Annotated in this window: 22 protein-coding genes; 11 read left to right on the top strand and 11 right to left on the bottom strand. The window is 69.8% G+C overall.

From position 1 onward, the window contains the following. Nucleotides 1–565: 565 nt before the first annotated feature. Nucleotides 566–2,977, bottom strand: a complete 2,412-nt coding sequence (locus CHF15_RS34940; protein WP_179280099.1) for a right-handed parallel beta-helix repeat-containing protein — start codon at nt 2,975–2,977, stop codon at nt 566–568. Between the two features lie 355 nt (nt 2,978–3,332). Next, complete coding sequence (locus CHF15_RS34935) at nt 3,333–4,301, bottom strand: aldo/keto reductase (protein ID WP_220093361.1); 969 nt, start codon at nt 4,299–4,301, stop codon at nt 3,333–3,335. Between the two features lie 167 nt (nt 4,302–4,468). Here CHF15_RS34935 and CHF15_RS34930 point away from each other — a divergent pair, with 167 nt between their 5' ends. From CHF15_RS34930 to CHF15_RS34895, 8 genes are all read left to right on the top strand, one after another. Continuing rightward, nucleotides 4,469–5,488 carry a zinc-dependent alcohol dehydrogenase gene (locus CHF15_RS34930; RefSeq protein WP_089227928.1) on the top strand — a complete coding sequence of 340 codons (1,020 nt, stop codon included), beginning with the start codon at nt 4,469–4,471 and terminating at the stop codon, nt 5,486–5,488. After that, nucleotides 5,485–6,246 (top strand): SDR family oxidoreductase, encoded by a 762-nt coding sequence (locus CHF15_RS34925; protein ID WP_089227927.1) that lies wholly within the window; start codon nt 5,485–5,487, stop codon nt 6,244–6,246. The genes CHF15_RS34930 and CHF15_RS34925 overlap by 4 nt, the downstream gene beginning before the upstream one ends. Nucleotides 6,247–7,265: 1,019 nt before the next feature. Beyond that, nucleotides 7,266–8,636: an ABC transporter substrate-binding protein gene (locus tag CHF15_RS34920; protein ID WP_089227926.1), complete on the top strand. Its 1,371-nt coding sequence runs from the start codon at nt 7,266–7,268 to the stop codon at nt 8,634–8,636. Nucleotide 8,637: 1 nt separating this feature from the next. Further along, entirely contained in the window at nt 8,638–9,591 is a 954-nt protein-coding gene (locus CHF15_RS34915; RefSeq protein WP_089227925.1) for a carbohydrate ABC transporter permease, read from the top strand. A 2-nt stretch (nt 9,592–9,593) separates the two neighbouring features. After that, a complete protein-coding gene (locus CHF15_RS34910) occupies nt 9,594–10,496 on the top strand; it encodes a carbohydrate ABC transporter permease (RefSeq protein ID WP_220093355.1) in 903 nt (300 codons plus the stop codon). A 31-nt stretch (nt 10,497–10,527) separates the two neighbouring features. Next, nucleotides 10,528–11,709, top strand: a complete 1,182-nt coding sequence (locus CHF15_RS34905; protein ID WP_089227923.1) for a mandelate racemase/muconate lactonizing enzyme family protein — start codon at nt 10,528–10,530, stop codon at nt 11,707–11,709. Next, the gene (locus CHF15_RS34900) at nt 11,706–12,044 is read left to right on the top strand and encodes an L-rhamnose mutarotase (protein WP_089227922.1); all 339 of its coding nucleotides are present in this window, start codon (nt 11,706–11,708) and stop codon (nt 12,042–12,044) included. The genes CHF15_RS34905 and CHF15_RS34900 overlap by 4 nt, the downstream gene beginning before the upstream one ends. Continuing rightward, on the top strand, nt 12,041–12,877 hold the full coding sequence (locus CHF15_RS34895; protein ID WP_179280098.1) for an amidohydrolase family protein: 837 nt from the start codon (nt 12,041–12,043) through the stop codon (nt 12,875–12,877). Before CHF15_RS34900 ends, CHF15_RS34895 begins: the two co-directional genes overlap by 4 nt. Here CHF15_RS34895 and CHF15_RS34890 read toward each other — a convergent pair. After that, nucleotides 12,862–13,644, bottom strand: a complete 783-nt coding sequence (locus CHF15_RS34890; protein WP_089227920.1) for a FadR/GntR family transcriptional regulator — start codon at nt 13,642–13,644, stop codon at nt 12,862–12,864. The two genes, CHF15_RS34895 and CHF15_RS34890, sit on opposite strands and share 16 nt — an antisense overlap. A 133-nt stretch (nt 13,645–13,777) precedes the next feature. Between CHF15_RS34890 and CHF15_RS46810 the strand changes: the two genes are divergently transcribed. Then, nucleotides 13,778–14,044, top strand: a complete 267-nt coding sequence (locus CHF15_RS46810; RefSeq protein WP_089227919.1) for a hypothetical protein — start codon at nt 13,778–13,780, stop codon at nt 14,042–14,044. A 191-nt stretch (nt 14,045–14,235) separates the two neighbouring features. On the opposite strand, the gene larE is transcribed toward CHF15_RS46810, so the two are convergent. The 8 genes from larE to CHF15_RS34845 all read right to left on the bottom strand — a co-directional run bounded on the left by larE (nt 14,236) and on the right by CHF15_RS34845 (nt 21,175). Further along, nucleotides 14,236–15,057 (bottom strand): ATP-dependent sacrificial sulfur transferase LarE, encoded by an 822-nt coding sequence (larE, locus tag CHF15_RS34880; protein WP_089227918.1) that lies wholly within the window; start codon nt 15,055–15,057, stop codon nt 14,236–14,238. Beyond that, nucleotides 15,047–16,228: a nickel pincer cofactor biosynthesis protein LarC gene (gene larC / locus CHF15_RS34875; RefSeq protein ID WP_089227917.1), complete on the bottom strand. Its 1,182-nt coding sequence runs from the start codon at nt 16,226–16,228 to the stop codon at nt 15,047–15,049. The genes larE and larC overlap by 11 nt, the downstream gene beginning before the upstream one ends. After that, nucleotides 16,225–16,914 carry a nickel pincer cofactor biosynthesis protein LarB gene (larB, locus tag CHF15_RS34870; RefSeq protein ID WP_089227916.1) on the bottom strand — a complete coding sequence of 230 codons (690 nt, stop codon included), beginning with the start codon at nt 16,912–16,914 and terminating at the stop codon, nt 16,225–16,227. The genes larC and larB overlap by 4 nt, the downstream gene beginning before the upstream one ends. Further along, entirely contained in the window at nt 16,911–18,191 is a 1,281-nt protein-coding gene (gene larA / locus CHF15_RS34865) for a nickel-dependent lactate racemase (RefSeq protein WP_089227915.1), read from the bottom strand. Before larA ends, larB begins: the two co-directional genes overlap by 4 nt. After that, the gene (locus CHF15_RS34860) at nt 18,188–19,123 is read right to left on the bottom strand and encodes an amidohydrolase family protein (RefSeq protein WP_089227914.1); all 936 of its coding nucleotides are present in this window, start codon (nt 19,121–19,123) and stop codon (nt 18,188–18,190) included. Before CHF15_RS34860 ends, larA begins: the two co-directional genes overlap by 4 nt. Continuing rightward, complete coding sequence (locus tag CHF15_RS34855) at nt 19,120–20,052, bottom strand: aldo/keto reductase (RefSeq protein WP_245939190.1); 933 nt, start codon at nt 20,050–20,052, stop codon at nt 19,120–19,122. Before CHF15_RS34855 ends, CHF15_RS34860 begins: the two co-directional genes overlap by 4 nt. Before the next feature lie 56 nt (nt 20,053–20,108). Beyond that, complete coding sequence (locus CHF15_RS34850) at nt 20,109–20,369, bottom strand: hypothetical protein (protein WP_089227912.1); 261 nt, start codon at nt 20,367–20,369, stop codon at nt 20,109–20,111. 86 nt (nt 20,370–20,455) lie between these two features. Continuing rightward, nucleotides 20,456–21,175, bottom strand: coding sequence for a FadR/GntR family transcriptional regulator (locus CHF15_RS34845; RefSeq protein WP_089227911.1), 720 nt, complete (start codon nt 21,173–21,175; stop codon nt 20,456–20,458). A 305-nt stretch (nt 21,176–21,480) separates the two neighbouring features. On the opposite strand from CHF15_RS34845, the gene CHF15_RS34840 reads away from it, so the two are divergent. Further along, on the top strand, nt 21,481–22,788 hold the full coding sequence (locus CHF15_RS34840) for an enolase C-terminal domain-like protein (protein WP_089227910.1): 1,308 nt from the start codon (nt 21,481–21,483) through the stop codon (nt 22,786–22,788). Beyond that, nucleotides 22,785–23,543: an SDR family NAD(P)-dependent oxidoreductase gene (locus CHF15_RS34835; protein WP_089227909.1), complete on the top strand. Its 759-nt coding sequence runs from the start codon at nt 22,785–22,787 to the stop codon at nt 23,541–23,543. The genes CHF15_RS34840 and CHF15_RS34835 overlap by 4 nt, the downstream gene beginning before the upstream one ends. Nucleotides 23,544–23,572: the final 29 nt, after the last annotated feature.

The following is a 23,572-nucleotide window of genomic DNA, read 5'->3' as shown; positions in this document are numbered from 1 at the left end:
GGGGCAGGGTCATACCGGGCGCAGAGGCCGGCGGCACCATTGCAGGAGACCGCGACAGACATGACTGGGGCGGGGGCCGGCGCCGGCCGCCACGCACACCGGATGGGGCTTCGAGTCCGGTACCGCTGACGCTCAGGTCATCCCTCTGGTCCAGCTCGACTACGAAGCGGAGGTGGACCGCGCCAGGCGGGCGAAGCGTACGTCGGCCTTCTGCGTGACTCCTGTTGTCCTCGGCAGCGACGCCGCCGAGGACGCGGTCTCCTCGGTCAAGCTCGAGGTGTCCTTTGACGACAGGGCGTCCTGGCAGCCGCAGGACCTGAAGGGGCCGACCGGTGCGCTGTATCCCATGAGGGCGCACCGGCCGGATCGAATGCGGCCCACCGCACTGTGCCGGAAGGCCGTGCGGGGCGAGCGTACGCCCGCCCCGCACGGCCGGATGGCCGACGACAGGTCACGTTTGGGCTCCGGTGCTTTGTGCGCCTGCCGCCGGAGTCGCGAAGCGCGGGCCTGCGGCGCGCTCCGGAGCACTTCACCGGGGCTGTCGTCGACCCACCGTGAGCGGCACCTACGGCATCTTCGCGGCCGTGAAGGAGCCGGAGTCGAACTGGTTGATCGCTGACTGCGTGACGTCGTGAGACGTGGAGAAGATGCCCGCGTCCTGCTTCGCTGCCGCGGAGGCCAGCGTCACGGGCTGACCGATCGGCAGGTAGTTGGCGCCGTCGTAGGAGTACGAGGCGCTGAACGAGGTGCCCGATCGGGTGAGCTTCACCCAGATGGGGCGGTAGATGTCGACGGCGGCGCGGGCGTCGGTGTCCAGGTACCCGTCGCCGTTGGCGTCCCATTCGAACACGACGCCGTTGCGGCCGGTGACCGCGACGACGGCGTACCCGGTCGAACTTCCCGCCTTGGTCATGTCGTTGCGGACCATGACCCCGGACTTGGCCCAGGCGTTGGCGTCGTTGACGGACACGACCCGGGTGGACACGCTCGAGTCGGCCGCGAACGAGTCGTCCCGGTAGATCGAGCCGAACTGGTCGTCGTGCTGACCGCCGGCGCCCCACACGTCGGCGCCCGCCGCCGCGATCCCGAATGCGCCCAAGCTCTGGCCGAAGTACGAGCTGACGGCCGAACTCCCGGCGGTGCGCAGGCCCGGTGCGACGGGTCCACCGGCCGGGCACCCGGTGAAGCCGAACTGGTTCGCGTTGAGTGAGGTCCGGTACTGCGGTGCGACACCCGCCTGGCAGATCACGTCCCGTGCGGCCGCGGGCCAGTTGGCGCCGGTGACCTCGACGTTGTTGATCAGCTGGTTGTTGTGCGCCGCTGCGTTCGGCGTCGAGGCTCCGCCCGAGTTGTACCAGTTGTTCTGGATGACGTTGTCACTGGTGTTGTTGCGGAGGCTGTAGGCGTTGGTGAAGAGGAAGGAACCGCCCTGGACCACGTTGTTCTCGTAGGTCATCGAGCGGGAGCCCTCGTCGAGGTAGAGGCCGACTCCCGAGATGTTGAACAGGTAGTTCTTGGAAACGACGCTTCCCGGGCTCGCCGAGAGGTTGTACACCGACCCGCCGTCGGCGAAGCGCGCCTTCGTGTTGTGCACGAGGTTGCCCTCGACGCGATTGTCCTTCAGCGTCGTCGGCGTCGTGTACTGCGTGTTCCACTTGTAGTAGCCGCGGTCGACGTAGTCGTTCGAGCCGCCGGCGTCGTTGATGCCCCAGCCGTAGCCGGTGTCGATGCCGTCGTAGGGGACGTTGGACACCTCGTTGTGCAGGATGCGGGCGCCCGTGACGTAGGTGCTGAGGATGCCGCTGTTGTCCTTGTAGTCGACCGCCACGCGATTGATCGTGTTGTCGGATATCAGGACGTCGTGGTTGGTCATCCGCGGATCGCTCGGGTGGTGCGCGTCGGGCAGCACACCGCCGACCGCGACACCGTGGCCGCTGTTCTCCGTGAACCGGTTGCCGACCACGTCGATGTCGCCGGCGCCCAGCCCGACCCCGGTCACCGTGGCGTTGGCGTCGTTCCCGATGCCCAGCGCCGACTGGCCGAGGTTGGTGAACGTGTTGCCGGTGAACGAGATGCGGCTGGCGGCGGAGACCTGCACGGCGGCGGGCTCCTGGAACCAGCTGGTGCGCGCCCGCTCGAACATCTCACAGCCGCGCGAGCAGTTGGTGAACGCGTCGGCTGGGCGGTAGTCGTAGGCGCCCTTGATGAAGAGGCCGTTCTGCTGGTCCGCGTACCCGTCGGTGGAGGGGCCGAGCCAGGAGGTTCCGGAGAACTGGATGCCCTTGAAGGCGAGTCCGGTCACCGGCTCGTCGTACGTCCCGCCGATGCTGATCAGCGACTGCAGGCGGGGCAGCTCGATGTCGAGCCGGTTGGGGTCGACCCCGTCCGCCGGCTTGTAGTAGAGCTTCCCGGCGCTCGGGGAGATGTACCACTGGCCGACCTGGGTCAGGAAGCTCAGCGAGTTGTCGAGGTACCAGCTCGGACCGGCCAGGAACGAGTTCTGGACGGTGTCCCAGCCCCACGTGTTGTTGTCCCACGCCGGCTGGGCCATCGTGATCTCGGTGGCACTGATGCTCTGGACCGGCGAGTAGCGGTTCGTGAAGTCGCCGAGGGACTCGAACTCGATGCGCCCCTGGTCGGGGAGCGTGGCCAGGTAGCTCAGGGCCGGGTTCTTGATGGTGAGGCCGGTCGCGGTCGGAGTGACGTCGGCGTTGGCCAGGCGGATGGCGGCGCGAGGGGCGATCACACCGTTCACGTAGAGCTGCCGGGTGTCGAGGCCGCTGGGGGTGTCCGCCTCCCAGATGCCCGACCCCGCCTCGGACTTGGACCAGCCGGTGACCTTCGAGGCGCCTGTGATGACGGGGTGCGCGCCCGGGGCGGCGGTCCACTGGACGGTGTGGTCGCCGCCGTCGTCGCCGGGCCCGAACCGGAGAGGCTCGGAGAGGCGATAGGTGCCGTCGGCAAGCTGAACGGTCACGTCGCCGTGCTTGGTGGCAGGGCCGACGACATGCTGTGCCCGCTCGAGCGAGCACGGCTGCGCCTGGCTGCAGTGTCCGGAGTCCTTGCCGTCGGGGGCTGCGAAGTATTCCGCCCGGGGAGCGGCTTGCGCCTGGAGGGGGACGAGCGCTGATGCGATGACGGCGCAGGCGCCGAGCGCTGCCAGGGCGCCGGCCCTGCGCCTCCATCGTCTGCTCACCGAGCGTGTCGAGTCTGACGTCGATGTCATGTTCGATCGCTTCCTGTGAAGGGGCGTTGATGCCCGACACAGAGTTAGCATACGTATGATGTTTGCGACAAGATTCATGTGACGTATGACTTTGAGGCCCGGAGGGCTAGCTTGCCCGGGCCGGGTCCGGGGCGAGCCCTGTGATGTGCAGCTCCTCCCACAGCGCCTCCGGGATGTCCGCCCGATACCGCGCGACATTGCTTCGGACGTGTTCCTCGGTGCGCATCCCTGTCACTACCGAGACGACCGCGGGATGGCGCAACGGGTATTGGACCGCGGCCGCGGGAAGCTCCACGCCATGTCGCTCGCAGACGCCTGCGATGCGGGCGGCGCGTTCGACGATGCCCCGCGGCGCTGCCCCGTAGTCGTAAGTCGCCGTGCCGTCCACGACCTTGGTGCTCAGCAGTCCGGAGTTGTAGACCGCCGCGGCGACGACGCCGACGCCGCGGGCGACGGCGACGGGCAACAGGTCGTGCAGCGCCGATTGATCGAGAAGGGTGAATCGTCCGGCGACCATCACCACGTCGACGTCGGTCCGCCTCACGAACTCGGCAAGCATCGCCGCCTGGTTCATGCCGGCGCCGATGGCCCCGACGACGCCCTGGTCCCGAAGTCCGGCCAGGGCGGCGATCCCGCTCGACGAGGCCGGCTCCCAGTGGTCGTCCGGATCGTGCAGATAGGCGATGTCGAGCCGGTCCGTCCCGAGCCGCGCCAGTGACTCCTCCACGGAACGCAGGATCCCGTCGCGGCTGAAGTCCCAGACCCGCCTCTTGGTGGCCGGCACGACGAACCCGTCGTCGTCGAGCAGATGACTCGTGTCCGGGCTGTCCACAAGCAGGCGCCCGACCTTCGAGGAGATGACCACACCCCGCCGAGTGGCCGCATGGAGGGCGCCCCCCAGGCGGCGTTCGGACAGCCCGAGGCCGTAGTGCGGCGCGGTGTCGAAGTAGCGGATCCCTTCCCCGGTCGCGGCTGCGACGGCGCGATGCGCCTCGTCGTCGGTCGTCTCGGTGAACAGGTTGCCGAACTGGGCCGCGCCCAGGCCCAACTCCGTGAGCCGGTGCCCGGTTCGCAGTCCTCGGGTCGGGAGCGTCTGCTCCAGGGATGCATGGTCGCCCTGCGGCGGATCGCTGGTCACGAGGCCGACTGTAGCAGTGACAGCATACGTATGATGTTTCCTGTTAGGCTGCCCGGGCTGTGGGCCGGTGCGGCCCGCGACATGGCGAGGAGGAGCCGATCGGTATGTTGGCGGCAAGTTACGTAGGCGCGCGCACGATGACGGTCGAGGAGCGGCAACCGGCTGATCCGCGTGCGGGGGAGGTCCGAGTCGCCGTGGCGTACGTCGGAATCTGCGGCACGGACCTGCACGTGTTCCACGGGGACATGGACGGCCGGGTCAGCAAGCCGGCGACGATCGGACACGAGATGTCGGGCACGGTCGTCGCCCTCGGCGCCGGCGTGGAGGGCTGGTCGGTGGGGGATGCGGTGACCGTCATGCCGCTGGACTGGGACGGCACTTGTCCGGCCTGCCGTGCGGGGAACGAGCACATCTGCCAGAACCTGGACTTCATCGGCATCGACAGGCCCGGAGCGCTTCAGGAGTATTGGAACGTACCGGCGTCGACACTCGTACGGCTGCCCTCGGAGATCTCCCTGCGGGACGCCGCGCTGGTGGAGCCCGTCGCGGTGGCGGTCCATGACGTACGGCGTTCCGAACTCGCCGCGGGCGACAAGGCCGTCGTCATCGGTGCGGGCCCGATCGGCGTTCTGATCGCGAGTGTCGCCGCCGCGTCCGGTGCCGAGGTCGTGATCGCCGAGATCGACCCGAACCGGCGGGCGGCCGCCGAGGGGATGGGGCTGACGACGCTGGACCCCTCGTCGGTCGATCAGGTCTCCTGGGTGGAGGAGTGGACGGACGGCGCCGGAGCGGACGTCGTTTTCGAGGTCTCCGGCTCGGCCGCCGCCGTGCTTGCCGCCACCGGCTTGGCCAAGGTCCGCGGCACGCTCGTGGTGGTGGCCATCCACTCGCAACCGCGGCCCATCGACCTGCACCGCGTGTTCTGGCGGGAGCTGAGGTTGCTCGGTGCACGGGTCTACCAGCGCCACGACTTCGAGCGCGCCATCGAGCTGCTGGCCGAGGGCGCGATACCGGCCGAGAAGCTCATCACGGGCATCGTGCCCCTGAGCGAGGTGGAATCGGCGTTCGGTGTCCTAGAGGCCGGGCAGGCGATGAAACTGCTCGTCGAGGTGGGCGCGTCATGAACCCGTTCGACCTCACCGGGCGCCTCGCCGTCGTGACGGGGGCCAAGCGTGGAATCGGGTTCGCCGTCGCCGAGGCTCTGGCCGCCGCCGGTGCCGACATCGTCGGGGTCTCCGCCACCCTCGATCCGGCGTCGTCGGCGATCGGCGACCGCGTGCGCGGGCTCGGCCGTGAGTTCTCCGGACACCGCGTCGACTTCGCGGACCGGCGGCAGGTGATCCGGTTCGGCGAGGAACTCGCCGCCGGTGAGCGCCCGGTGGACATCCTGGTCAACAACGCCGGGACCATCCGCCGTGCTCCCGCCGCCGAGCACCCCCTGGATTGGTTCGACGAGGTGCTCGAAGTCGATCTCACGAGCGCGTTCGTGCTCAGCCAGGCTCTCGGGCGGCGGATGCTGGACGCGCGGTACGGGCGCGTCGTCTTCACCGCCTCGCTGCTCTCGTTCCAGGGCGGGATCAACGTGCCGGGCTACGCGGCGGCCAAGTCCGGCGCGGCGGGACTGGTCCGGGCGCTGTCGAACGAGTGGGCGGGGCACGGTGTGACCGTCAACGGCATCGCCCCGGGCTACATCGCGACCGACAATACGCGGGCGCTCCAGGACGACCCCGACCGGTCCCGCGCGATTCTCGAGCGGATTCCGGCGGGGCGGTGGGGAACGGCGGAGGACATCGCAGGCGCTGCCGTGTTCCTGGCGTCGGACGCCGCGCGCTACGTCTCCGGGGCGATCCTGCCGGTGGATGGTGGCTGGCTCGGTCGTTGAGGGTTCTCCGACCCCCGACGGTGGTGGCACCGCTCCTGCGGGGGGCGGTGCGGGAAGGCTGACGCCCGGGCACGCGCCGCCCTTCGGGGCGACGGCGGGGCTCTTCCGCGCCGCCGGCGTCGGGGACCTCACGGAGGTGGCCGACGTCCGAGCCTCGACCGATGCGCGGACGGCGACGTTGCCGTGGGCCTCCGCCTGCGCGGCATGAGCCGGTGCGGGTGGAAGGCGTCGGCACCGACACCGACATTCTCGGTCGGCGGTCGTTGACGGCATCGGAGGGCACGGTGCCGGCGCACGGGTCGTCGGCCTCGACGCGCCGACCGGCCCCGCGACGAGGTCACAAGTGCTGATATGGCGTCAGTGGCCGGCTCGGTCGGCCCGCCGGCGCACCACCCGTTCGTTCCGCAGGCACTCCCGGACCGCTTCCGGCTCCCTCAACGGCTCTTGACCTTGCGGGACATGGTCGTCGCGGTCGGCGTGGGCGCGCTTCCGGCGCGGGGGAAGGCACTGCGGTCGAGGGCGAACGCCTGGTCATGTGGGGCCGGTTCACCGAGGGGGCGCCGGCCCGGTTCGTTCCCCTCCCTCATGCGGTTCGCCGCGCGAGCGGACGTGGAACTCCCTCTCCGGCCGCCGATCGCGTCATCGGCGGAGGGCGCACGGATCAGGTTCCGGACCCGGTCCAGGGGCGGGAAGCCGGACGACGGCGTTCGCACGTGACGCCGTTGCCGACGAGATGGCGGATCCGGTATCGCCCGGCGGCGGTACCCCATGGCTGCCCGCCCTTGCCGGGCACTCGATCACCTCTTGATTCAGCCGAGTTGAGCCGCGCCGGCGGAGGCGCCCGCGGCGCGCCGGCGGCAGTGCTCCCGGACCTCGTCCGGCTTCGCGACCCCGAATTACCAGGCCCCCGACGGCAACTGCTCAAGATGATGCGGCTCCAGCTCGTGACAAACATCATACGTATGCTCTACAGTCCTCGCGCGGAGTCGTCAAAGAAGTCGACAAGACAAGGACATCCCATGGCCGGAATTCATACTGTGGTGCGTTCGCGCCGTAAGGCGTTGACCATCGCCGTGATATCCGCCGCAACGGCGCTGCTGGCGCTCGCCGGTTGCGGTGGCCAAGGCAGCTCGGCGAACGGGTCGTACGGCTTTCCCGAGGCCAAGCAGGGGGCCTCCTCGACGATCACTGTCTGGGTGGACGCGGACAGACAGGCCGCCGCGAAGGCGTTCCAGACGGCCAACCCGGACACCAAGATCAAGGTCGTCACCTATGACGGCTCGGCCAACGGGTCCAACTCCTTCCGGACGAAGATGCAGCTCTTCGACCGTGCCGGTGACGGTTGGCCCGACGTCGTCTTCTCCAGCCAGAACAACGACGCGTCGTGGGCCAGCCAGAAGAGCGCCGGCAAGCAGGCGTTCGCGGCCGTGCTGGACAAGGGCCTGGTCCCGAAGCAGACGCTCGGCAACTTCACCGCGGGCTCGCTCAACCCGTGCACGGTGGAGGGCCGCGTGTACTGCCTGCGCAACGACCTCGCGCAGGCAGTGCTCTGGTACAACAAGTCCCTGCTGGAGCAGTTCGGCTACGCCCTCCCGACCACGTGGGAGGAGTACCAGGCCCTCGGGGAGAAGGTCGCCAAGGAGCACCCCGGCTACATCGTCGGGACGGCCGGGGACGCCTGGACGCCCGAGGTGTTCATGTGGGGGAGCAAGTGCCAGGCCAATGACGTGACCGGCCCCAAGTCCGTCACCGTGAAGACGGACTCGACCGAGTGCAAGCGGGCGGCCTCGATGCTCGACACCCTCCGCGGCAACGGGACGGTGCCGGTGGTCAGCGTGTTCACACCCGAGTTCCTGAAGAAGTACACGGGCAAGGTGCTGATGATGCCGGGTCCGGCCTGGTACGCCGGCGCGATCTTCAACAACCCGCAGTCGCTCAATGTGAAGGCCGGGCAGCTCGGCGTCGCCGCGCCGCTGCCGTGGAAGGGCGAGAGCCAGGCCGCGACGGGCAACGTGGGTGGCGGAACCTGGTTCGTCTCCAGCCACTCGAAGAACCTGAAGGCCGCCGAGAAGTTCGTCGAGTTCGCCACCACGGCCGACGCGTACCAGGTCGACGTCGCACCCGGTTACCCGGCGTACGCGCCCGCCGCACAGAAATGGGTCGCCAAGCAGGAGGCGAGCAAGTACTACGCCACCCCGCTGGAGCCCGTGGTCACCGCGGCGTCGCAGGTCTGGGACGGCTGGGGCTACCCCACGTTCAGCCAGGAGGCGATCTGGGCGAAGACGATCACCCCGGGGGTCACGGGCGGCAAGTCGATCGTGGACCTGCTTCCGGACTGGCAGACGGCGATCGCGAACCAGGCCAAGGTCAACGGATACCAGGTGAAGTGACATGACCCTCGCTCCTCCGAGTGGTGGGCCGGCCGTCGACGCCTCCGGGCGCCGGCGGTCGGGCCGGAGCGGCGGCCGGCCGCCCCGCCGCGCGTTCGCCCGCACTCCGATCGGCTATCTCTTCGTCTCGCCTTACGCGTTGCTCACCCTCGCCTTCGGGATCGTCCCCTCGCTCTACGCGGTGCTGCTGGCCTTCACCGACGCGGACGGCGGATTCGCGGGCCTCGACAACTTCACCAAGGTCGTCGGCGACTTCCGGTTCTGGCCGGCCGTCTCCCACGTGACCGTCTATCTCGTCATCTGGCTCCTCGGGCTGCTCGTCTTCGTCGTCGGCCTGGCGCTGGTGGTCCACGCCGTCAGCGTGCGGTGGTTGAGCACGACGCTGCGCTTCGTCTACTACCTGCCCGGCGCGCTCGCGGGCGCGTCCAGCGTCCTGCTGTGGCTCTTCGTCCTCGATCCGACGGCCAGCCCGGTCAGCGGCCTGCTCGGGGCGATGGGGTTCGACAGCTTCGTGCAGGTGATCCAACCCGGGCACCTTCCGGTGATCTTCGCGATCATCGCGTTCTGGACCGGGGCCGGCGGGTGGATCCTCATCATGTACGGCGCGCTCAACAACATCAGCACCGAAGTGATCGAGGCCGCCCGCATCGACGGTGCGAACGCCGTCCAGATCGCGTTTCGGATCCAGCTCCCGATGCTGCGCAAGTGGGTGGCGTACATGGGCGTCATGTCGCTCGCGGCCGGCACCCAGCTGTTCGTCGAGCCTCAGTTGCTCAGCCAGGCCAGCAACGCGGTGGTGCCCAACGACTACTCGCTCAACCAGCTGGCCTACCAGTACGCCTTCCAGCAGAACGACTTCAACGGCGCGGCCGCGATCTCGCTGATCCTGCTGGTCGTCGCACTCCTGCTGTCCTGGGTGTTCGTGACCCGCGGCGGCCTCTTCGAGAAGGAATGACCATGGCAGCACTCTCCGCCGAACGCCGCCGGCCGAGTCTGAGCGGGTGGAGCGGCCGGTCCATCATCGGCGTCCTGCTCGCCGTCTTCGTCCTGTTCTTCGCCGTCCCGATCGTCTGGCTGCTGCTGGCGGTCACGAAGTCCTCGAAGACGCTCGTCGTCGCCAACCCGTTCTCGATCGGGTCCTGGTCGGACCTCGTCACCAACTGGCACCAGCTGTTCGACTTCCAGGACGGCGCGGTGACGACCTGGATCGGCAACTCCGCGCTGTACGCGATCGGCGCTCTGGTGATCACGCTGCTCGTGAGCATCCCCGCCGGCTACGCGCTCGCGCTCACGGAGTTCAGGCTCCGGCAGGCGCTGCTCGTGCTGACCCTCGTCGTCATGCTGATCCCCAACACCGCACTGGTGCTGCCCATCTTCCTCGAACTGAACAGCGTCGGCCTGATCGGGAGCCCGCTGTCGGTGATCCTGCCCATGTCGTTCTTCCCGTTCGGCGTCTACCTCACCTACATCTACTTCTCGACCAGCATCCCTCGTGACATCCTCGCCGCCGCGCGCATCGACGGCTGCACCGGGTTCCAGGTCTTCACCAAGGTCGCCCTTCCGCTGGCCGCCCCGATCGTCGCCCTGGTGGCGTTCTTCAGCTTCGTACAGAACTGGAACAACTTCTTCCTCCCGTTCGTGATGCTGCCCTCGAGCGACGGCTACCCGGTCCAGGTCGGGCTCACCTCACTCCTGGCGTCAACCCCGGCTTTCAATCCCAGCTCTGCGGGATCCGACTCCGTCCAGCTGCCGACCCTGGCGCTGGGGACGATCGTGTCGATCCTGCCCGTCCTGGTCGTCTTCCTGTTCTCCCAGCGATTCCTGGTCGCGGGAATGACAGCAGGAGGAACCAAGGAATGACCTCTCGCACATGCAAGGAGAACCACCGCCGATGAAGATCACCGGGTACCGCAGTCTGAGCACCGTTCACGACTGGGGCAGAATCACCGGGGACGTCAACGGTGTCCAGTCCGGCCACACCACGCCGGTCCCCGTCCTCGTCATCGAGACCGACGCCGGAATCGAGGGAGTCGGCCTCGGGTCCCACGCCGACATCGCCCGCGTCTTCCCCGCGATCGAGGGCGGTGACCCGCGGTCGGTCGTGGCCCTCTACGACCGGATGCTCGACTGGGTGTTCAAGACAGGTCACTCGGGATCCACCTTCGGCACCGTCGGCGCCGTCGACATGGCCCTGTGGGACATCAAGGCCAAGGCCGCCGACGAGCCGCTCTGGCGAACCCTCGGGGGCCGCGAGCGCTTCGTCCCCGGGTACGCGTCCGGTCTCGAGTACGGCCTGGACGACGACGACCTCGCCGGCCTCTACGGCCGGTTCGCGGACCGCGGGTTCAAGGCCGGCAAGCTCAAGGGTGGCCGCGACCTCGACCGCGACCTGCCCCGGCTGGAGATCATGCGCGATGTCCTCAGCCGCAACTCCCGTCGGCCGGGGCTCATGTTCGACGCCAACGAGTCGTGGAACCACGCCCAGGCGGCCCGGTACGTCGCGGCCATCGAGGAGCGCATGGACCTCACCTGGGTGGAGGAACCGCTCCGCCGCTGGGATGCGGCCGGCATGGCCACGCTGCGCGGGAAGGTGCGCGCGGCGATCGCGACCGGCGAGAACCTGACCGGACTGGAGCAGTACCGTCCCCTGCTGGACGCCAACGCGGTCGACATCGTGCAGGTCGGCAATGTATGGGGGATCACCCACTTCCTGCGCGTCGCGACGCTCGCGCACGCCCACGACCTGCCGGTGAGCCCCGTCGCGTACAACGCGAACCCGGTGGCGCACGCCGCCGCCACCGTGCCGAACCTGCTGACCTTCGAGGTCCAGGACCTCCACTTTCCCGTCGGTCTCGACGTCGACCAGCAGTTCGACGACGGAGGCATCGTCCTGGGCGATCGCCCGGGCATCGGGATCGTGGTGGACGAGTCCCGGATGTCACCGGCCGGCGCCGCGGCGCTCCTGCCCGCGGCGACCGGACCGCACATCCGGCCCGAACGCGCCGCCCTGCGGATGGTGGCCGAGCCGGACGTGATGGACGACCCGTTGTACAGCGGAGGCCGAACCTCGTGACCCGTCGACCTGAGCGCAGGGCCCTCGTCGTGGGTGTGCGGCCCGACAAGCGCGAGGAGTACCTCGCGCTGCACCGTGCCGTGTGGCCGGGCGTCGAGCGGAAGCTCACCGAGTGCAACGTGCGCAACTACAGCATCTTCATCTTCGGCGACATCCTGTTCGCCTACTACGAGTACGTCGGCGAGGACCACGAGGCGGACATGCGTCGGATCGCCGACGACCCGGTGTCGCAGGAATGGTGGACGCACACCGACCCGTGCCAGGTGAGGATCGCCGAGGAGCGTGACCCCGGGGCGCTGTGGCAGCCTGTCGAGGAAGTGTGGCACCTCGCATGACCGCCGGCATAGACGCCCATGTGCACCTGTGGGACCGATCTGTGGACCCGCAGGACTGGATCGACGCGGAGACCATGGCGCCGATCGCCCGCGACTTCGGCGCCCGCGACCTGAGCGAGATGCTGGCCGCGACCGGACTCGACGGTGCCGTGGTCGTGCAATCGAGCAACAGCCTTGCAGAGAGCATCCGGCTCGCCAGGCTGGACTCGCCCGCCATCGTCGGCCTCGTCGCGTGGGTCGACCTCACGGCGTCGGTCGGGGCTCAGCTCGACCGGATCCGCAAGGACGCCGCCGTACCCGTCGTCGGGGTGCGGCACCTGGCCCACATCGACCCGGACCCGGAGTGGATGACGCGTGAGGAGATCAACGAGGGACTCGCCGTCCTCGAGCGGGAGGACCTCTGCTTCGACCTCGTCGTGCGTGAATGGCAGCTCCCTCAGGCGACCCGCTTGGCCGCACGCCACGGTGGACTGCGCTTCGTGCTCGATCACCTGGGCGGTCCGCCCGAGCCCGGACAGGACAGGAGCACGTGGGCGTCGCGGCTGCGGGAGCTGGCGCGGCAACCGAACGCCGTCGCGAAGGTCTCGGGCCTCACGTCGGGCCTCGCCCCCGGATCATGGCGGGCAACCGACCTCGCCGACCCCGTAGAGATCGCCCTGGAATCCTTCGGCCCTGAGCGTCTGCTCTACGGCTCCGACTGGCCGTTGGCCGAACTCGGCGGGGGAGCGGCGCCCTGGAAGTCGGCTCTGGAAGCCGTGCTCGACGGGCTTTCCGCCGCGGAACGCGGACGTGTGTTCGGTGGCAACGCCGCCGGCGTCTACTCGCTGTCCTGACCGAGCGCCCGGCCGCGCGCCCGTGGCGCGTGGTCGGGCAGCCGACGACGCTCCCACGAGGTGTGGATGTGATCGTGCATCGCCTTCTGGGCCGCGGCGACGTCCTTCCTCGAGATGGCATCGACGATCGCCGCGTGTTCCTTCAGGGTCAGTTCGACCGCGTCAGGGGGGTCGATGCCCTGGTAGCGGCTGGACTCCGTGGCGCGCTTGTACAGATGCTTGGCGATGTTCTCCGCCAGCCGGTTGCCGGAGATCTCCATGAGCGCGTAGTGGAACACCACGTCCGCCTGCCGGAAGGAGTCCGTCTCGGACTCGCTCTCCCGCATGGTGATCAACGCGTTCTCCAGCCTCCTCAACCCATCTGCGCTGCGAGAAGAGGCAACCGCTCCCGCCATCGCCGACTCGAGGCTCGCCCGCACGATCGTCAGCTCGTCGAGGACACCGAGCGTCGCGTCGTTGTCGATCAACGCGGACAGCACCACCGGATCGAGCATGTTCCAGTACCCCGGCGCCCGCACCTGGGTGCCGCGCCCCTGGGAAACGATCACCAGGCCCTTCTCCTCGAGCCGCTTCACCGATTCACGCAGCACCGTGCGACTCACGCCGAAGTGTTCGCTCAGCGGGCCCTCCGGAGGCAGCAAAGCGCCTTCCTTCAACTGGCCTGTCACAATCAGGTCGACGAGCTCGGCAACCACCGCGACACCCAGGCGGCCGGCGGGCAGGCGTGGCGGGAACAGGCGGTTCGAGGGCTGCGACTCGGATGGCATACGTATGACCTTATCGCTCAATCAATCTGTGGGCGAAGAGGGCCATGGTTCACGACATGTCGTCGGCGTGACGTCCGGGTCACGGAGGCATTGACGACTGACGAACTCGAAGTGGTCGGCGGCGGCATGCCGAATGGGCCTGAACCGAGGCGCCCACCCGTGCAGGCCGGCCTGGCGGCCGTACAGGCCGCGAGCCGGACATGACCACGCGCGTCGACGCCTCCCCGGCAGCGTCTGGGCACTGCGACACCGAGGCACCCCGGATCGATGTCGGCTCGGTGCTCGGCGAGGCCATCGACATCGAACCTGGTGGACATCGGGAACCGGGGCCCACGAGGTCCGCGGCGCGATCCGTTCCAGGTGGGTACAGCTGAACCGGGAGAACCGGTGGCTGGGCTGACCTGCCAGTGGTGAGGAGGGGACGCAGCCGATCCGGCGGACACGGCAGGGTCCGCAGGCCGGGGCCCCGACCGTGTGACTCGTCGCCGGTCGCCGATCGTCCCTCATGTCGTGACCCGGCGTCCGGAGCCGCTGCGATCAGCGGTCGGGCCCTCTCCGGGTGCATCGCGAAGCGAATGTCAGGTGAAGGGGTCAGACCTCAGAGTTCAGCCGTCCCGAGCGAAACGGTTCGACCTTGTAGGGAAGGCCGGCGAAGCCCGCTTCGGCCAGCGTTCCGGCGAGGCCCGGCAATGCCGCGATGCGGGCGACGAAGAGCGGATCCACCTCGATGCGGGTGCGGTCTCCGAGGTCGCGGACGCGGAGGTCTCTCACGTGTATTCCGGCCCGGGCCGTCAGCGCACGAACGGCGGACTCCGCGCGATCGATGCGGGCCAGGCGGTGAGAGGTGACCTCGATGCCGTAGCGGACACGGCTGGCGAGGCAGGGGGTCGCGGGTTTGTCCCAGGTGGGCAGTGACCAGTGTTTGCTGAGGCGGCGTACGTCCGCCTTCGTGAGGCCGGCGTCGAGGAGCGGTGTCCGGATCCCGCGTTCCCGCCCGGCGCGGATGCCCGGACGGTGGGGGTCGGATGCGTCGTCGGCATTGGTGCCGGTGGCCACGACGTCGACGTCGTGCTCGTGTGCGAGCGCGGTGATGGTGTCCAGCACCTCGGACTTGCAGAAGTAGCAGCGGTCGGGCCCGTTGGCCCGGTATCCGGGCCGGATCAACTCGTTTGTGCGCGGAGTGAGATGGATGATGCCGAGATCATCGGCGAGTCGCCGCGCGCGGGACAGCTCACCGTCGGCCAGGCTCTCCGAGACGGCGGTGACGGCCAGGACGCGCTCGGGCCCGAGCGCCCGTGCGGCCGCCGCGAGGACCAGGGCGGAGTCGGCGCCGCCCGAGTAGGCGACGGCGAGGGCGCCGAGCGCGCGCACGCGGTTCAGCAGCCGGCGCTCAAGGGTGTCGTCACTGTGCACGGTGTTCCTCCTGACTCGTCACCGTCGCCCCTCCTCGGCTCAGGCGCAGTGCGCGCGCGGCGACGGCGCGCAGGGGCAGACCCAGCGCCGCGGCTGCGGCCACCAGGTCGTCGTGCTCGGGTTTGGCCGCGTACGGACCGTGTTTGACCCGGATGGTGTGTCCGTCGACGTCGACGGTCTCGAAGGCGCGCGGCAGCGCGGTGCGGGTCGCGCTGATCCGCCGGATGCCGAGGGCACCGGTCTCGGCCAGGACCATGTCGCGCAGCCGTCCTTCGTGGTGCGCGGTGGTGAGGAGGTGCAGGACCTGCGCGGGTCTGCCCTTCTTCATCACCGCGGCGGTGGTCCAGGCGTCCAGGGCACCGGCGTCAAGAAGGCGGGTGATGAGGTGCCCGAGGAGCTCTCCGGTGACGTCGTCGAGGTTGGTCTCCAGGACGACGACTTCCTCGTTCGCCGTGGCCGGGGCGGGGTCGCCGAGGGTGACGGAGACGAGGTTCGGCCGGTCGGGCAGGCGGCGGGAGCCCGCTCCGTAGCCGGTGGCGCCCAGTGTCATGGGCGGTGGCGGGCCGTAGCGGGCGCGGACGGCGCGCAGGAGCGCGGCGCCCGTGGGTGTCACCGTCTCCCCGGGAAGGCCGCAGCCCCTGACGGCCGCTCCGGTCAGCAGGGCCAGGGTGGCCGGTGCCGGGCAGGGCAGGACGCCGTGTGCCGAGTTCACCTCACCGCGGCCGAGCGGCAGGGGAGAGCTGATGACGTCGGTGACGCCGAGGGCGTGCAGGGCCGCGGCGCTGCCGACGATGTCCACGAGGGCGTCGTGCCCGCCGAGTTCGTGCAGATGGACGGTGGCGGGGTCGGCGTCGTGCAGTCTCCCCTCCACCTCGGCGATGGCTGTGAGCGCGGCGACGGCCAGGGTCGCGACGGGCCCGGGAGCGGCCCGGGAGGCCATTTCGATCACCTCGGCGGCGCGCCGCTCGGTGTACGGATCGGTGACCTCCACATGTACGCGAGTGGCGGCCAGTCCGTGGTCGGTGACGCGTTCGGCCGTCAGGTCCCAGCCGGTCAGGCCGGTGGCGGAGACGGCGGCCCGGATCCGGTCGAGCGGTGCCCCCGCGTCGATCAGTGCGCCCAGCAGCATGTCTCCGGCCAGTCCGGTGAACGGGTTGATCCAGCAGATCACCGGATGCCTCCGGGATCTGTCGCCCGGCGGGACCGGGCGATGCGGTGAACGGCCATGGCCGCCGAGAACCCGGAGTCGATATTGACCACGGTCACGCCGGCGGCGCAGGAGGCAAGCATGGCAAGCAGCGCGGTCACGCCGTCCAGCGAGGCTCCGTAGCCGGTGGAGACCGGCACCGCCACGACGGGGGCGGCCACCAGGCCGCCGACGACACTGGCGAGGGCGCCCTCCATGCCCGCCACGACGATCACCGCGTCCGCGGACCGCAGCAGACCGCGGACCTGCAGCACGCGTTCGAGTCCGGCGACTCCCACGTCGTGCACGGCCGTCGTGTCCAGCCCGACGGCTGTGGCCACGGCGCCGGCTTCGGCGGCCACCGGCCGGTCGGACGTCCCGGCGGCGGCCACCACGACGGAGAAGCCCGATGCGGCGGCCGGCCGCCAGAGCAGCAGCCTGGCCTCCTCGTCGTACGAGCCGGAATCCACCCGCCCCAGGACGGCCGCCGCGGTGTCCGGGGCGACGCGGGTGACCAGGACGGGCCCGGTGTTGTGCTCCAAGAGGCCGGTGACGATGCCGGCGATCTGATCCACGGTCTTGCCGGGGCCGTACACGACCTCGGGCAGTCCCTGCCGTGCCTCGCGGCCGATGTCGACTCGTGCGTATCCCAGGTCCAGCACTTCGTTCACGGCCGGCTCCCTTCGACGTACGGGATGGTCTGCGGACCTTCCGGCAGGACGCACACGCGGGCGTGCGGGCCCGCGGCGGCGAGCGCTTCGGCGACGGTGGCGGAGATGTCCCGGGTCTGCCGCAGGTGGGCCGCGGCCAGTTCCTCGTCACTGAGGAAGGAGGTGTGCATGATGACCTGACTGCCCGACTGGATGCGGGCCTGGATCTGCACCTGCCACTGGTCGGGGATCGTCTCGGTGCGCGCGGAGATCTCGTTCAGGAGCGCCTGCGGGGACGGGGCCGAGGCCAGGACCCGGCGGTAGGAGCCGTGGTCGGGGAAGCCGTCACGGCACTCGGCCGCGCACACGATCGTCCCTCCGGGACGGACCACCTGGTAGGCCGCCGACATCCCCTTGACCGCCTGGTACAGGTTCTGGTCCAGCGGGAAGCCGGAGTTGGTGGTGACGACGACGTCGAACGGTGCCTGTACCGGGCGCATCGCCATGCGTGCGGCCGCGGCCGTCGCGGCGGCGTGCATCGGCAGCAGCTCACCGCCGAACGCCGCGACGACGTCCTTGTCGCGGTTGAGTACCACGTCGAACGCGAAGGTGACGCCCGTGGCCTGCGCGATGGCGCGCACGTCGTCGTGAACAGGGTTTCCGTGGGTGATGCCCCAGGTGGCGCGTGGATCGCCGATCCTGGCCGCGTCGTGCAGCACGAGTACGGTCTCGAGCCCTGCCAGGCCGGGGGCGACGAGCTTCGGACCGCCGGAGAAACCGGCGAAGAAATGGGGTTCGACGAAGCCGGTGGTGATCCGGACGTCCGCCTCCACCCATTCCCGGTTGAGCCACACCGGTACGCCGTCGCCGTACCTGCCCATCCATGTCAGCTGCGCGGTGTCGCGTGCGTCGTGGTTGACGATCCTCACGGTGCGGGCGATCTCGTCACCGAACATCCTCCGGAGTTCGGACGCGTCGTTGCCGCGGTGCGTGCCGGTCGCCACGAGGATCACGACGTCCTCCCTGCGGACGACGCCGTCCAGCTCGTCCAGCACGGCCGGGATCATCAGGTGCCGGGGCTGCGGCCGAGTGCCGTCGCAGGCCGAGATGGCCACCGTCTGCCCGCGGCGTACTCTCTCGGCCAACGGAGGCCCGGCGACCGGCTCGCGCAGTGCCGTGCGCAGGACGGACATCTGGTCCGCGGCCGCCGCGTGGTGGACGGGCTCGACGACGGTGGTCCTGTGCGGATTGACGTCGATGTCGAGCCCTGACTGCCCGTAGGCGAGGCGTACCTTCACCGTGCTGCCCCCGCGGCCCGTCCGCCTTCGGCCCGCCCTCGACGGGGGCGCTCGTCCAGGCGGTAGGCGCGTTCCGCCGTGGTTCCGAAGACGTGGCAGCGCTCGGCGTCGCTGAGGCCCGCCGTCAGTGCCTCCGCCGCGCCGACGACCTCTTCGTACGAGGCTGCCAGCAGGCATACCGGCCAGTCGGAGCCGAACATCACGCGCTCGGGGCCGAAGGCGTCGAGCACGACGTCGGCGTAGGGACGCAGGGCCGCCACGTTCCAGTGGTGCAGGTCGGCCTCGGTGACCATGCCGGAAAGCTTGCAGAACACGTTCGGACGCGTTGCCAGTTCGCGGATGAGCGAGGCCCAGGGCTGCAGTTCACCGGCGGCGATGGGGGGCTTCGACAGATGGTCGAGCACGAAGGTGAGTTCCGGCAGCTCCCGGACAGCGTTGATGGCCGCAGGGAGTTGATGCGGACGGACGAGCAGGTCGTAGGCGAGGTTCGCCCGCGCGACCAGGCGCAGACCCCGCTGTACGTCCGGTCGGCTCAGCCATCGGGGGTCACGCTCGTCCTGGACGAGGTGTCTTGTGCCCACGAGGAGTTCACCGCCCGGTGCGGCCCGCAGGGCTTCCAGCGTGTGCGGGAGGTGGTCCGACGTGAGGTCGACCCAGCCCACGACGCCGGCGACGGTTCCCGCCGTGGAGGCCAGGGTCAGGAAGTCCTCGGTCTCGTCGGTGTCGGGCAGTACCTGGACCAGGATCGTACGGTCGATGCCCGCCGCCAGGGCCAGTGGCGCCAGGTCGTCCAATGTGAAGTCCCGCCGCATCGAGGCCATGCCGGGTTCGTCGAGCCAGGCGTGCACACGGCGCTGTGGACGGGCATTGGGGGAGGGGGACGGGGCCGCGGCGGGCCGCCAGACGTGGTGGTGTGCGTCGATCCGGCTCATCGTTCCTCCGCCTGCAGGACGTCGAGCTCCGGCCACAGCTCTTCGGGTATGGCCATCGAGGCGTGCGCGGCATTCACGGTGATCTCCTGCGCGCTGCGCGCCCCGACGACGACGCCGGTGACAGCCGGGTGGCGCAGCGGGAACCGCAGCGCGGCCGCGGCAAGCGGGACACCGTATTCGGCGCAGCGCTCACCGAGGGCGAGAGCACGGCGGAGTACCGCCTCGGGAGCCGGCGCGTAGTCGTACATGGCGTCCGGCGCGAGGTGCGCGAGGATGCCGCTGTTGAAGACACCACCGACCAGGACACCCACCTCGCGTGCGGCACAGGCGGGCAGCAGTTCGTCGGCCGCGCTGCGGTCGAGCAGTGAGTAGCGGCCGGCCACGAGGACGCAGTCGAGGTCGGTCTCGGTCACGAATCGGGTGAGCATCGCCGTCTGGTTCATGCCCGCGCCTATCGCCCTGACGGCCCCCTCGTCGCGGAGCCGGGCCAGCGCCGGGTAGGCACCGTTCAGGGCCTGCTCCCAGCAGTCGTCCGGGTCGTGGATGAAGACGATGTCGAAGGCGTCGAGGCCGGAGCGCTCCAGGCTTTCGGTGAGTGAGCGGTGAACGCCTTCGGCACTGTAGTCCCGGACTCTGACGAGGCCGGGTGCGCCGTGGAAGGCCTCGTCTCCCGGGGCCGATTCACCTGGTACGAGGAGCCGGCCGACCTTGGTGGACACCGTGGTCTCCGTGCGTGAGTGCCCGGCCCCGGTGAGGAACGCGCCGAGCCGGCGCTCGGCGAGTCCGGCACCGTAGTGCGGGGCGGTGTCGAAGTATCGGATCCCTTCCGCCCAGGCGGCCTCCAGCGTCTCGGCGGCCTGCCGTCCGCCGACAGCCGAGAAGAGGCCGCCCAGCGGCGCGGTGCCGAGCCCGATACGGCTGACGCTCACGCCGGAGCGTCCCAGAGGCACCCGTTCGGCGTACCAGGGTCGGGTCGCGGAGGACATCACGCCCGCCCGAGGTCGAGCCGGTGACGGCTGAGTCGGTCGACCTCCGCCTCGGCGACGTAGCCGGCGTGCGGGTGGGGGAGGTCGCCGGTGCCTGAGGCCGCGGCGTGATCCATGTGGCGGACCCCGGAGTGTGGGAGCCCGTCATCGGGCAGGGCGGTTCGGCGGCGATCCGTGCCGGCGCCGGCCAGGTGGGCAGGGTCGACGCCGAGGACGATGGGACGCTCGAAGTCCGCGGTGCCGACGCGCAGGGATCTCATCCCCTCGCTCCTCACTGATGAGACGTGCCAGCCGGTGGACGGCGGGGCCGAGGGCCCGGTCACGGAGCCGACGACGCTGTGCCGGGTCACTGCCGGCCCTCCGTGACGTCGGCCGGAACGCCGAAGTTCGGTTCCAGGTGCTCACGCAGCCACTGTTCGGTGTTGCTGACGTGCAAGAGGGCGGCCGCCTGGGCCAGGGGGGCGTCACCGGCGGCGAGTGCCCGGTGGATCGCCTCGTGTTCGGCGACCGTCCGTCCGGCGGCGTCGTCATCGACCAGACCGCGCCAGACACGGGCACGCAGCGTCCGCCCGGAGATTCCCTCCAGCAGGGTGGTGAGTGTGGCGTTGCCGGTGGCCGCGACGACGGCACGGTGGAAGGCGGCGTCGTGCTCGTTGAGGCGCTCCACGTCGTCGCGGGCCGCCCGCATCGCTTCCAGATGCCGTTCGACCTCCCGTAGCCCCGCGTCCGAGATCCTCGTGGCGGCGAGCCCCGTGGCGATCGGTTCGAACAGCCGGCGCACCTCGGTGAGCTCCAGCAGAGTGTCGCCACGCAGCAGCTCCACCGCGGAACCGATGCTGCTCAGCAGCAACTCGGGTTCCAGACTGGTCACATAGGTCCCGTCGCCCCGGCGGATCTCCAGCACCCGTGCGACAACCAGCGCTTTCACCGCTTCCCGCATGAGGTTGCGGGACAGGCCCAGCTCCGCTGCCAGTTGCTGCTCGGGTGGCAGTTTGGCGCCCGGCCGCAGCTCGCCTGAGTGGATGAGGTCCCTGATGCGGTCGATCGCCTTGTCGGTCAAAGACATCCGTCTGCTCCCTGCTCGTCGCCCAAGCGGCGGCAGCGTAGCAATACATCCCATCGCTGCGGAATACATGGGATGACCCGGACTCGTGTCTAGGTGCGGGTCCGTCGCATAGTCGCAGTTCAGAGGCGTTTCGGAATCCTTTGCCTGTCGGGGGTATGGACAACCGTGCGGGCCGACCCTATAAATCCATCCAATGTCCGAGGCTGGTCGTAACGAAGAGAAACATCTCGTTGACACATGAGGACGGGTGGTTGCCATGAAACGGGGAGTGCGACGGAGCCTCCGAGCCGGAGGCGCCTGAAGCGATGACTGAGCTGATCACCGCGGTCGATGCGGTCGATGTGCGGTTCCCCACCTCGCTGGAGCTCGACGGCTCCGACGCCATGAATCCCGAGCCCGACTACTCTGCCGCTTATGTGACGATCCGTACGAGTGCCGGGGGTGAGGGATACGGACTCGCCTTCACCGTGGGCCGCGGCAACGACGTCGAGGTCGCGGCCGTACGAGCCCTGGCGCCCCTGGTCGTCGGACTGCCGGTCGAGGAGGTACTGGCCGATCTAGGAGGCTTCTCGCGGCGGCTGACCGGCGACAGCCAGCTGCGCTGGCTGGGCCCGGACAAGGGGGCCATCCACATGGCGGCCGCGGCCGTCGTCAACGCCGTATGGGACCTGTACGGCCGCCGGAGCGGAAAGCCGGTCTGGCGACTGCTGTCAGAGCTGTCACCGGAGCGGCTGGTCGACCTCGTCGACTTCCGCTATCTCCAGGACGCCCTCACCCGTGACGAGGCGCTGGAGATCCTGCGACGCGCCGAGCCCGGCCGCGCCCGGCGTACCGCGCACCTGCTGGAGCACGGCTACCCGGCGTACACCACGACCCCGGGCTGGCTCGGGTACGACGACGAGAAGCTGGTGCGGCTGGCCAAGGAGGCGGTAGCCGAGGGCTTCAGCCAGATCAAGCTGAAGGTCGGAGCCGATCGCGAGGCGGACGAACGCCGCATGCGCCTGGCACGCGAAGCGGTCGGGCCGGACATCCGGATCGCCGTCGACGCCAACCAGGCGTGGGGCGTCCCGCAGGCGATCGAGTGGATGGCGTCGCTCACGCCCTACGACCCGTACTGGATCGAGGAGCCCACCTCTCCGGACGACATCCTCGGCCATGCCGCCATCCGCAGGGCACTGGCGCCGGTCAAGGTCGCCACCGGCGAACACACCCACAACCAGGTGATGTTCAAGCAGCTGCTCCAGGCGGGCGCGCTCGACGTGCTGCAGCTCGACGCCAGCCGTACCGCCGGGGTCACCGAGAACGTCGCCGTACTGCTGCTGGCCGCCAAGTTCGGCGTCCCGGTGTGCCCGCACGCCGGCGGGGTCGGCCTGTGCGAGATGGTGCAGCATCTGGCGATGTTCGATTACGTGGCCGTCAGTGGCACCACCGAGGACCGCGTCATCGAGTACGTCGACCATCTCCATGAGCACTTCACCGACCCGGTCCGCATCCGCGAGGGCCGCTACCTTGCGCCGGTCACGCCCGGCATCAGCGCCCAGCTGCAAGCGCGGTCCCTGGAGGACCACCGCTTTCCCGACGGCCCCGTGTGGGGCGGGGAGGCCGGCGGATGAGCGCCGCCGAGTTCGCGGGTCTGAAGGCGGTCGTGACCGGTGGTGCCTCCGGCATCGGGCTGGCCGCAGCTCGTCTGCTGGCATCCCGCGGGGCCAGGGTCGCCTGCCTCGACCTCACCCCGGACGATCTCCCCGAACCCCTCGTCGGTATCCGCGCGGACGTCGTCGACGATGCGAGCGTCCGGGCAGCGGTGGAGGAAGCGGCGCGGTTGCTCGACGGCATCGACGTCCTGGTCAACAACGCCGGAATCGGCGCCCAGGGCACGATCGAGGAGAATCCCGACGAAGAGTGGCAGCGGGTCTTCGACGTCAACGTCTTCGGCATGGTGCGGGTGACCCGCGCTGCGCTGGCCCACCTGCGCCGATCCGGCAGTGCGGCCGTCGTCAACATCTGTTCCGTCGCCGCCACAGCCGGACTGCCGGAACGGGCGCTGTACTCCGCGACGAAGGGCGCCGTGCTGGCCCTTACCCGTGCGACCGCTGCCGACCTCGTGCATTTCGGCATCCGCGTGAACTGCGTCAACCCCGGTACCGTCGACACGCCGTGGATCGGCCGCCTACTCGATCGCGCGGCCGATCCCGAAGCCGAACGCGCCGCGCTCTGTGCACGCCAGCCCACCGGCCGCCTCGTCTTCGCGGACGAAGTCGCCGCCGCCGTCGTCCACCTCGCGAGCCCGTCGTCCGGTTCGACCACCGGCACGGCCCTCGCTGTCGACGGGGGCATGGAAGGCCTGCGGATCCGCCCGCGCGTCTGACCCCGGCCCTTCCCCGACTCCGGCACGCC

It is taken from the genome of Actinacidiphila glaucinigra, from assembly GCF_900188405.1.
Lineage (GTDB): Bacteria > Actinomycetota > Actinomycetes > Streptomycetales > Streptomycetaceae > Actinacidiphila > Actinacidiphila glaucinigra.
This window is presented reverse-complemented; position numbering and strand designations above follow the sequence as displayed.

What these genes read in the sequence shown, in the direction of transcription:
- CHF15_RS34930 (WP_089227928.1), top strand. Translation starts at nt 4,469, where the DNA reads ATGTTGGCGGCAAGTTACGTAGGCGCGCGCACGATGACGGTCGAGGAG.
- CHF15_RS34925 (WP_089227927.1), top strand. Translation starts at nt 5,485, where the DNA reads ATGAACCCGTTCGACCTCACCGGGCGCCTCGCCGTCGTGACGGGGGCC.
- CHF15_RS34920 (WP_089227926.1), top strand. Translation starts at nt 7,266, where the DNA reads ATGGCCGGAATTCATACTGTGGTGCGTTCGCGCCGTAAGGCGTTGACC.
- CHF15_RS34915 (WP_089227925.1), top strand. Translation starts at nt 8,638, where the DNA reads ATGACCCTCGCTCCTCCGAGTGGTGGGCCGGCCGTCGACGCCTCCGGG.
- CHF15_RS34910 (WP_220093355.1), top strand. Translation starts at nt 9,594, where the DNA reads ATGGCAGCACTCTCCGCCGAACGCCGCCGGCCGAGTCTGAGCGGGTGG.
- CHF15_RS34905 (WP_089227923.1), top strand. Translation starts at nt 10,528, where the DNA reads ATGAAGATCACCGGGTACCGCAGTCTGAGCACCGTTCACGACTGGGGC.
- CHF15_RS34895 (WP_179280098.1), top strand. Translation starts at nt 12,041, where the DNA reads ATGACCGCCGGCATAGACGCCCATGTGCACCTGTGGGACCGATCTGTG.
- CHF15_RS34890 (WP_089227920.1), bottom strand. Translation starts at nt 13,644, where the DNA reads ATGCCATCCGAGTCGCAGCCCTCGAACCGCCTGTTCCCGCCACGCCTG.
- CHF15_RS46810 (WP_089227919.1), top strand. Translation starts at nt 13,778, where the DNA reads ATGGGCCTGAACCGAGGCGCCCACCCGTGCAGGCCGGCCTGGCGGCCG.
- CHF15_RS34860 (WP_089227914.1), bottom strand. Translation starts at nt 19,123, where the DNA reads ATGAGCCGGATCGACGCACACCACCACGTCTGGCGGCCCGCCGCGGCC.
- CHF15_RS34850 (WP_089227912.1), bottom strand. Translation starts at nt 20,369, where the DNA reads ATGAGATCCCTGCGCGTCGGCACCGCGGACTTCGAGCGTCCCATCGTC.
- CHF15_RS34845 (WP_089227911.1), bottom strand. Translation starts at nt 21,175, where the DNA reads ATGTCTTTGACCGACAAGGCGATCGACCGCATCAGGGACCTCATCCAC.
- CHF15_RS34840 (WP_089227910.1), top strand. Translation starts at nt 21,481, where the DNA reads ATGACTGAGCTGATCACCGCGGTCGATGCGGTCGATGTGCGGTTCCCC.
- CHF15_RS34835 (WP_089227909.1), top strand. Translation starts at nt 22,785, where the DNA reads ATGAGCGCCGCCGAGTTCGCGGGTCTGAAGGCGGTCGTGACCGGTGGT.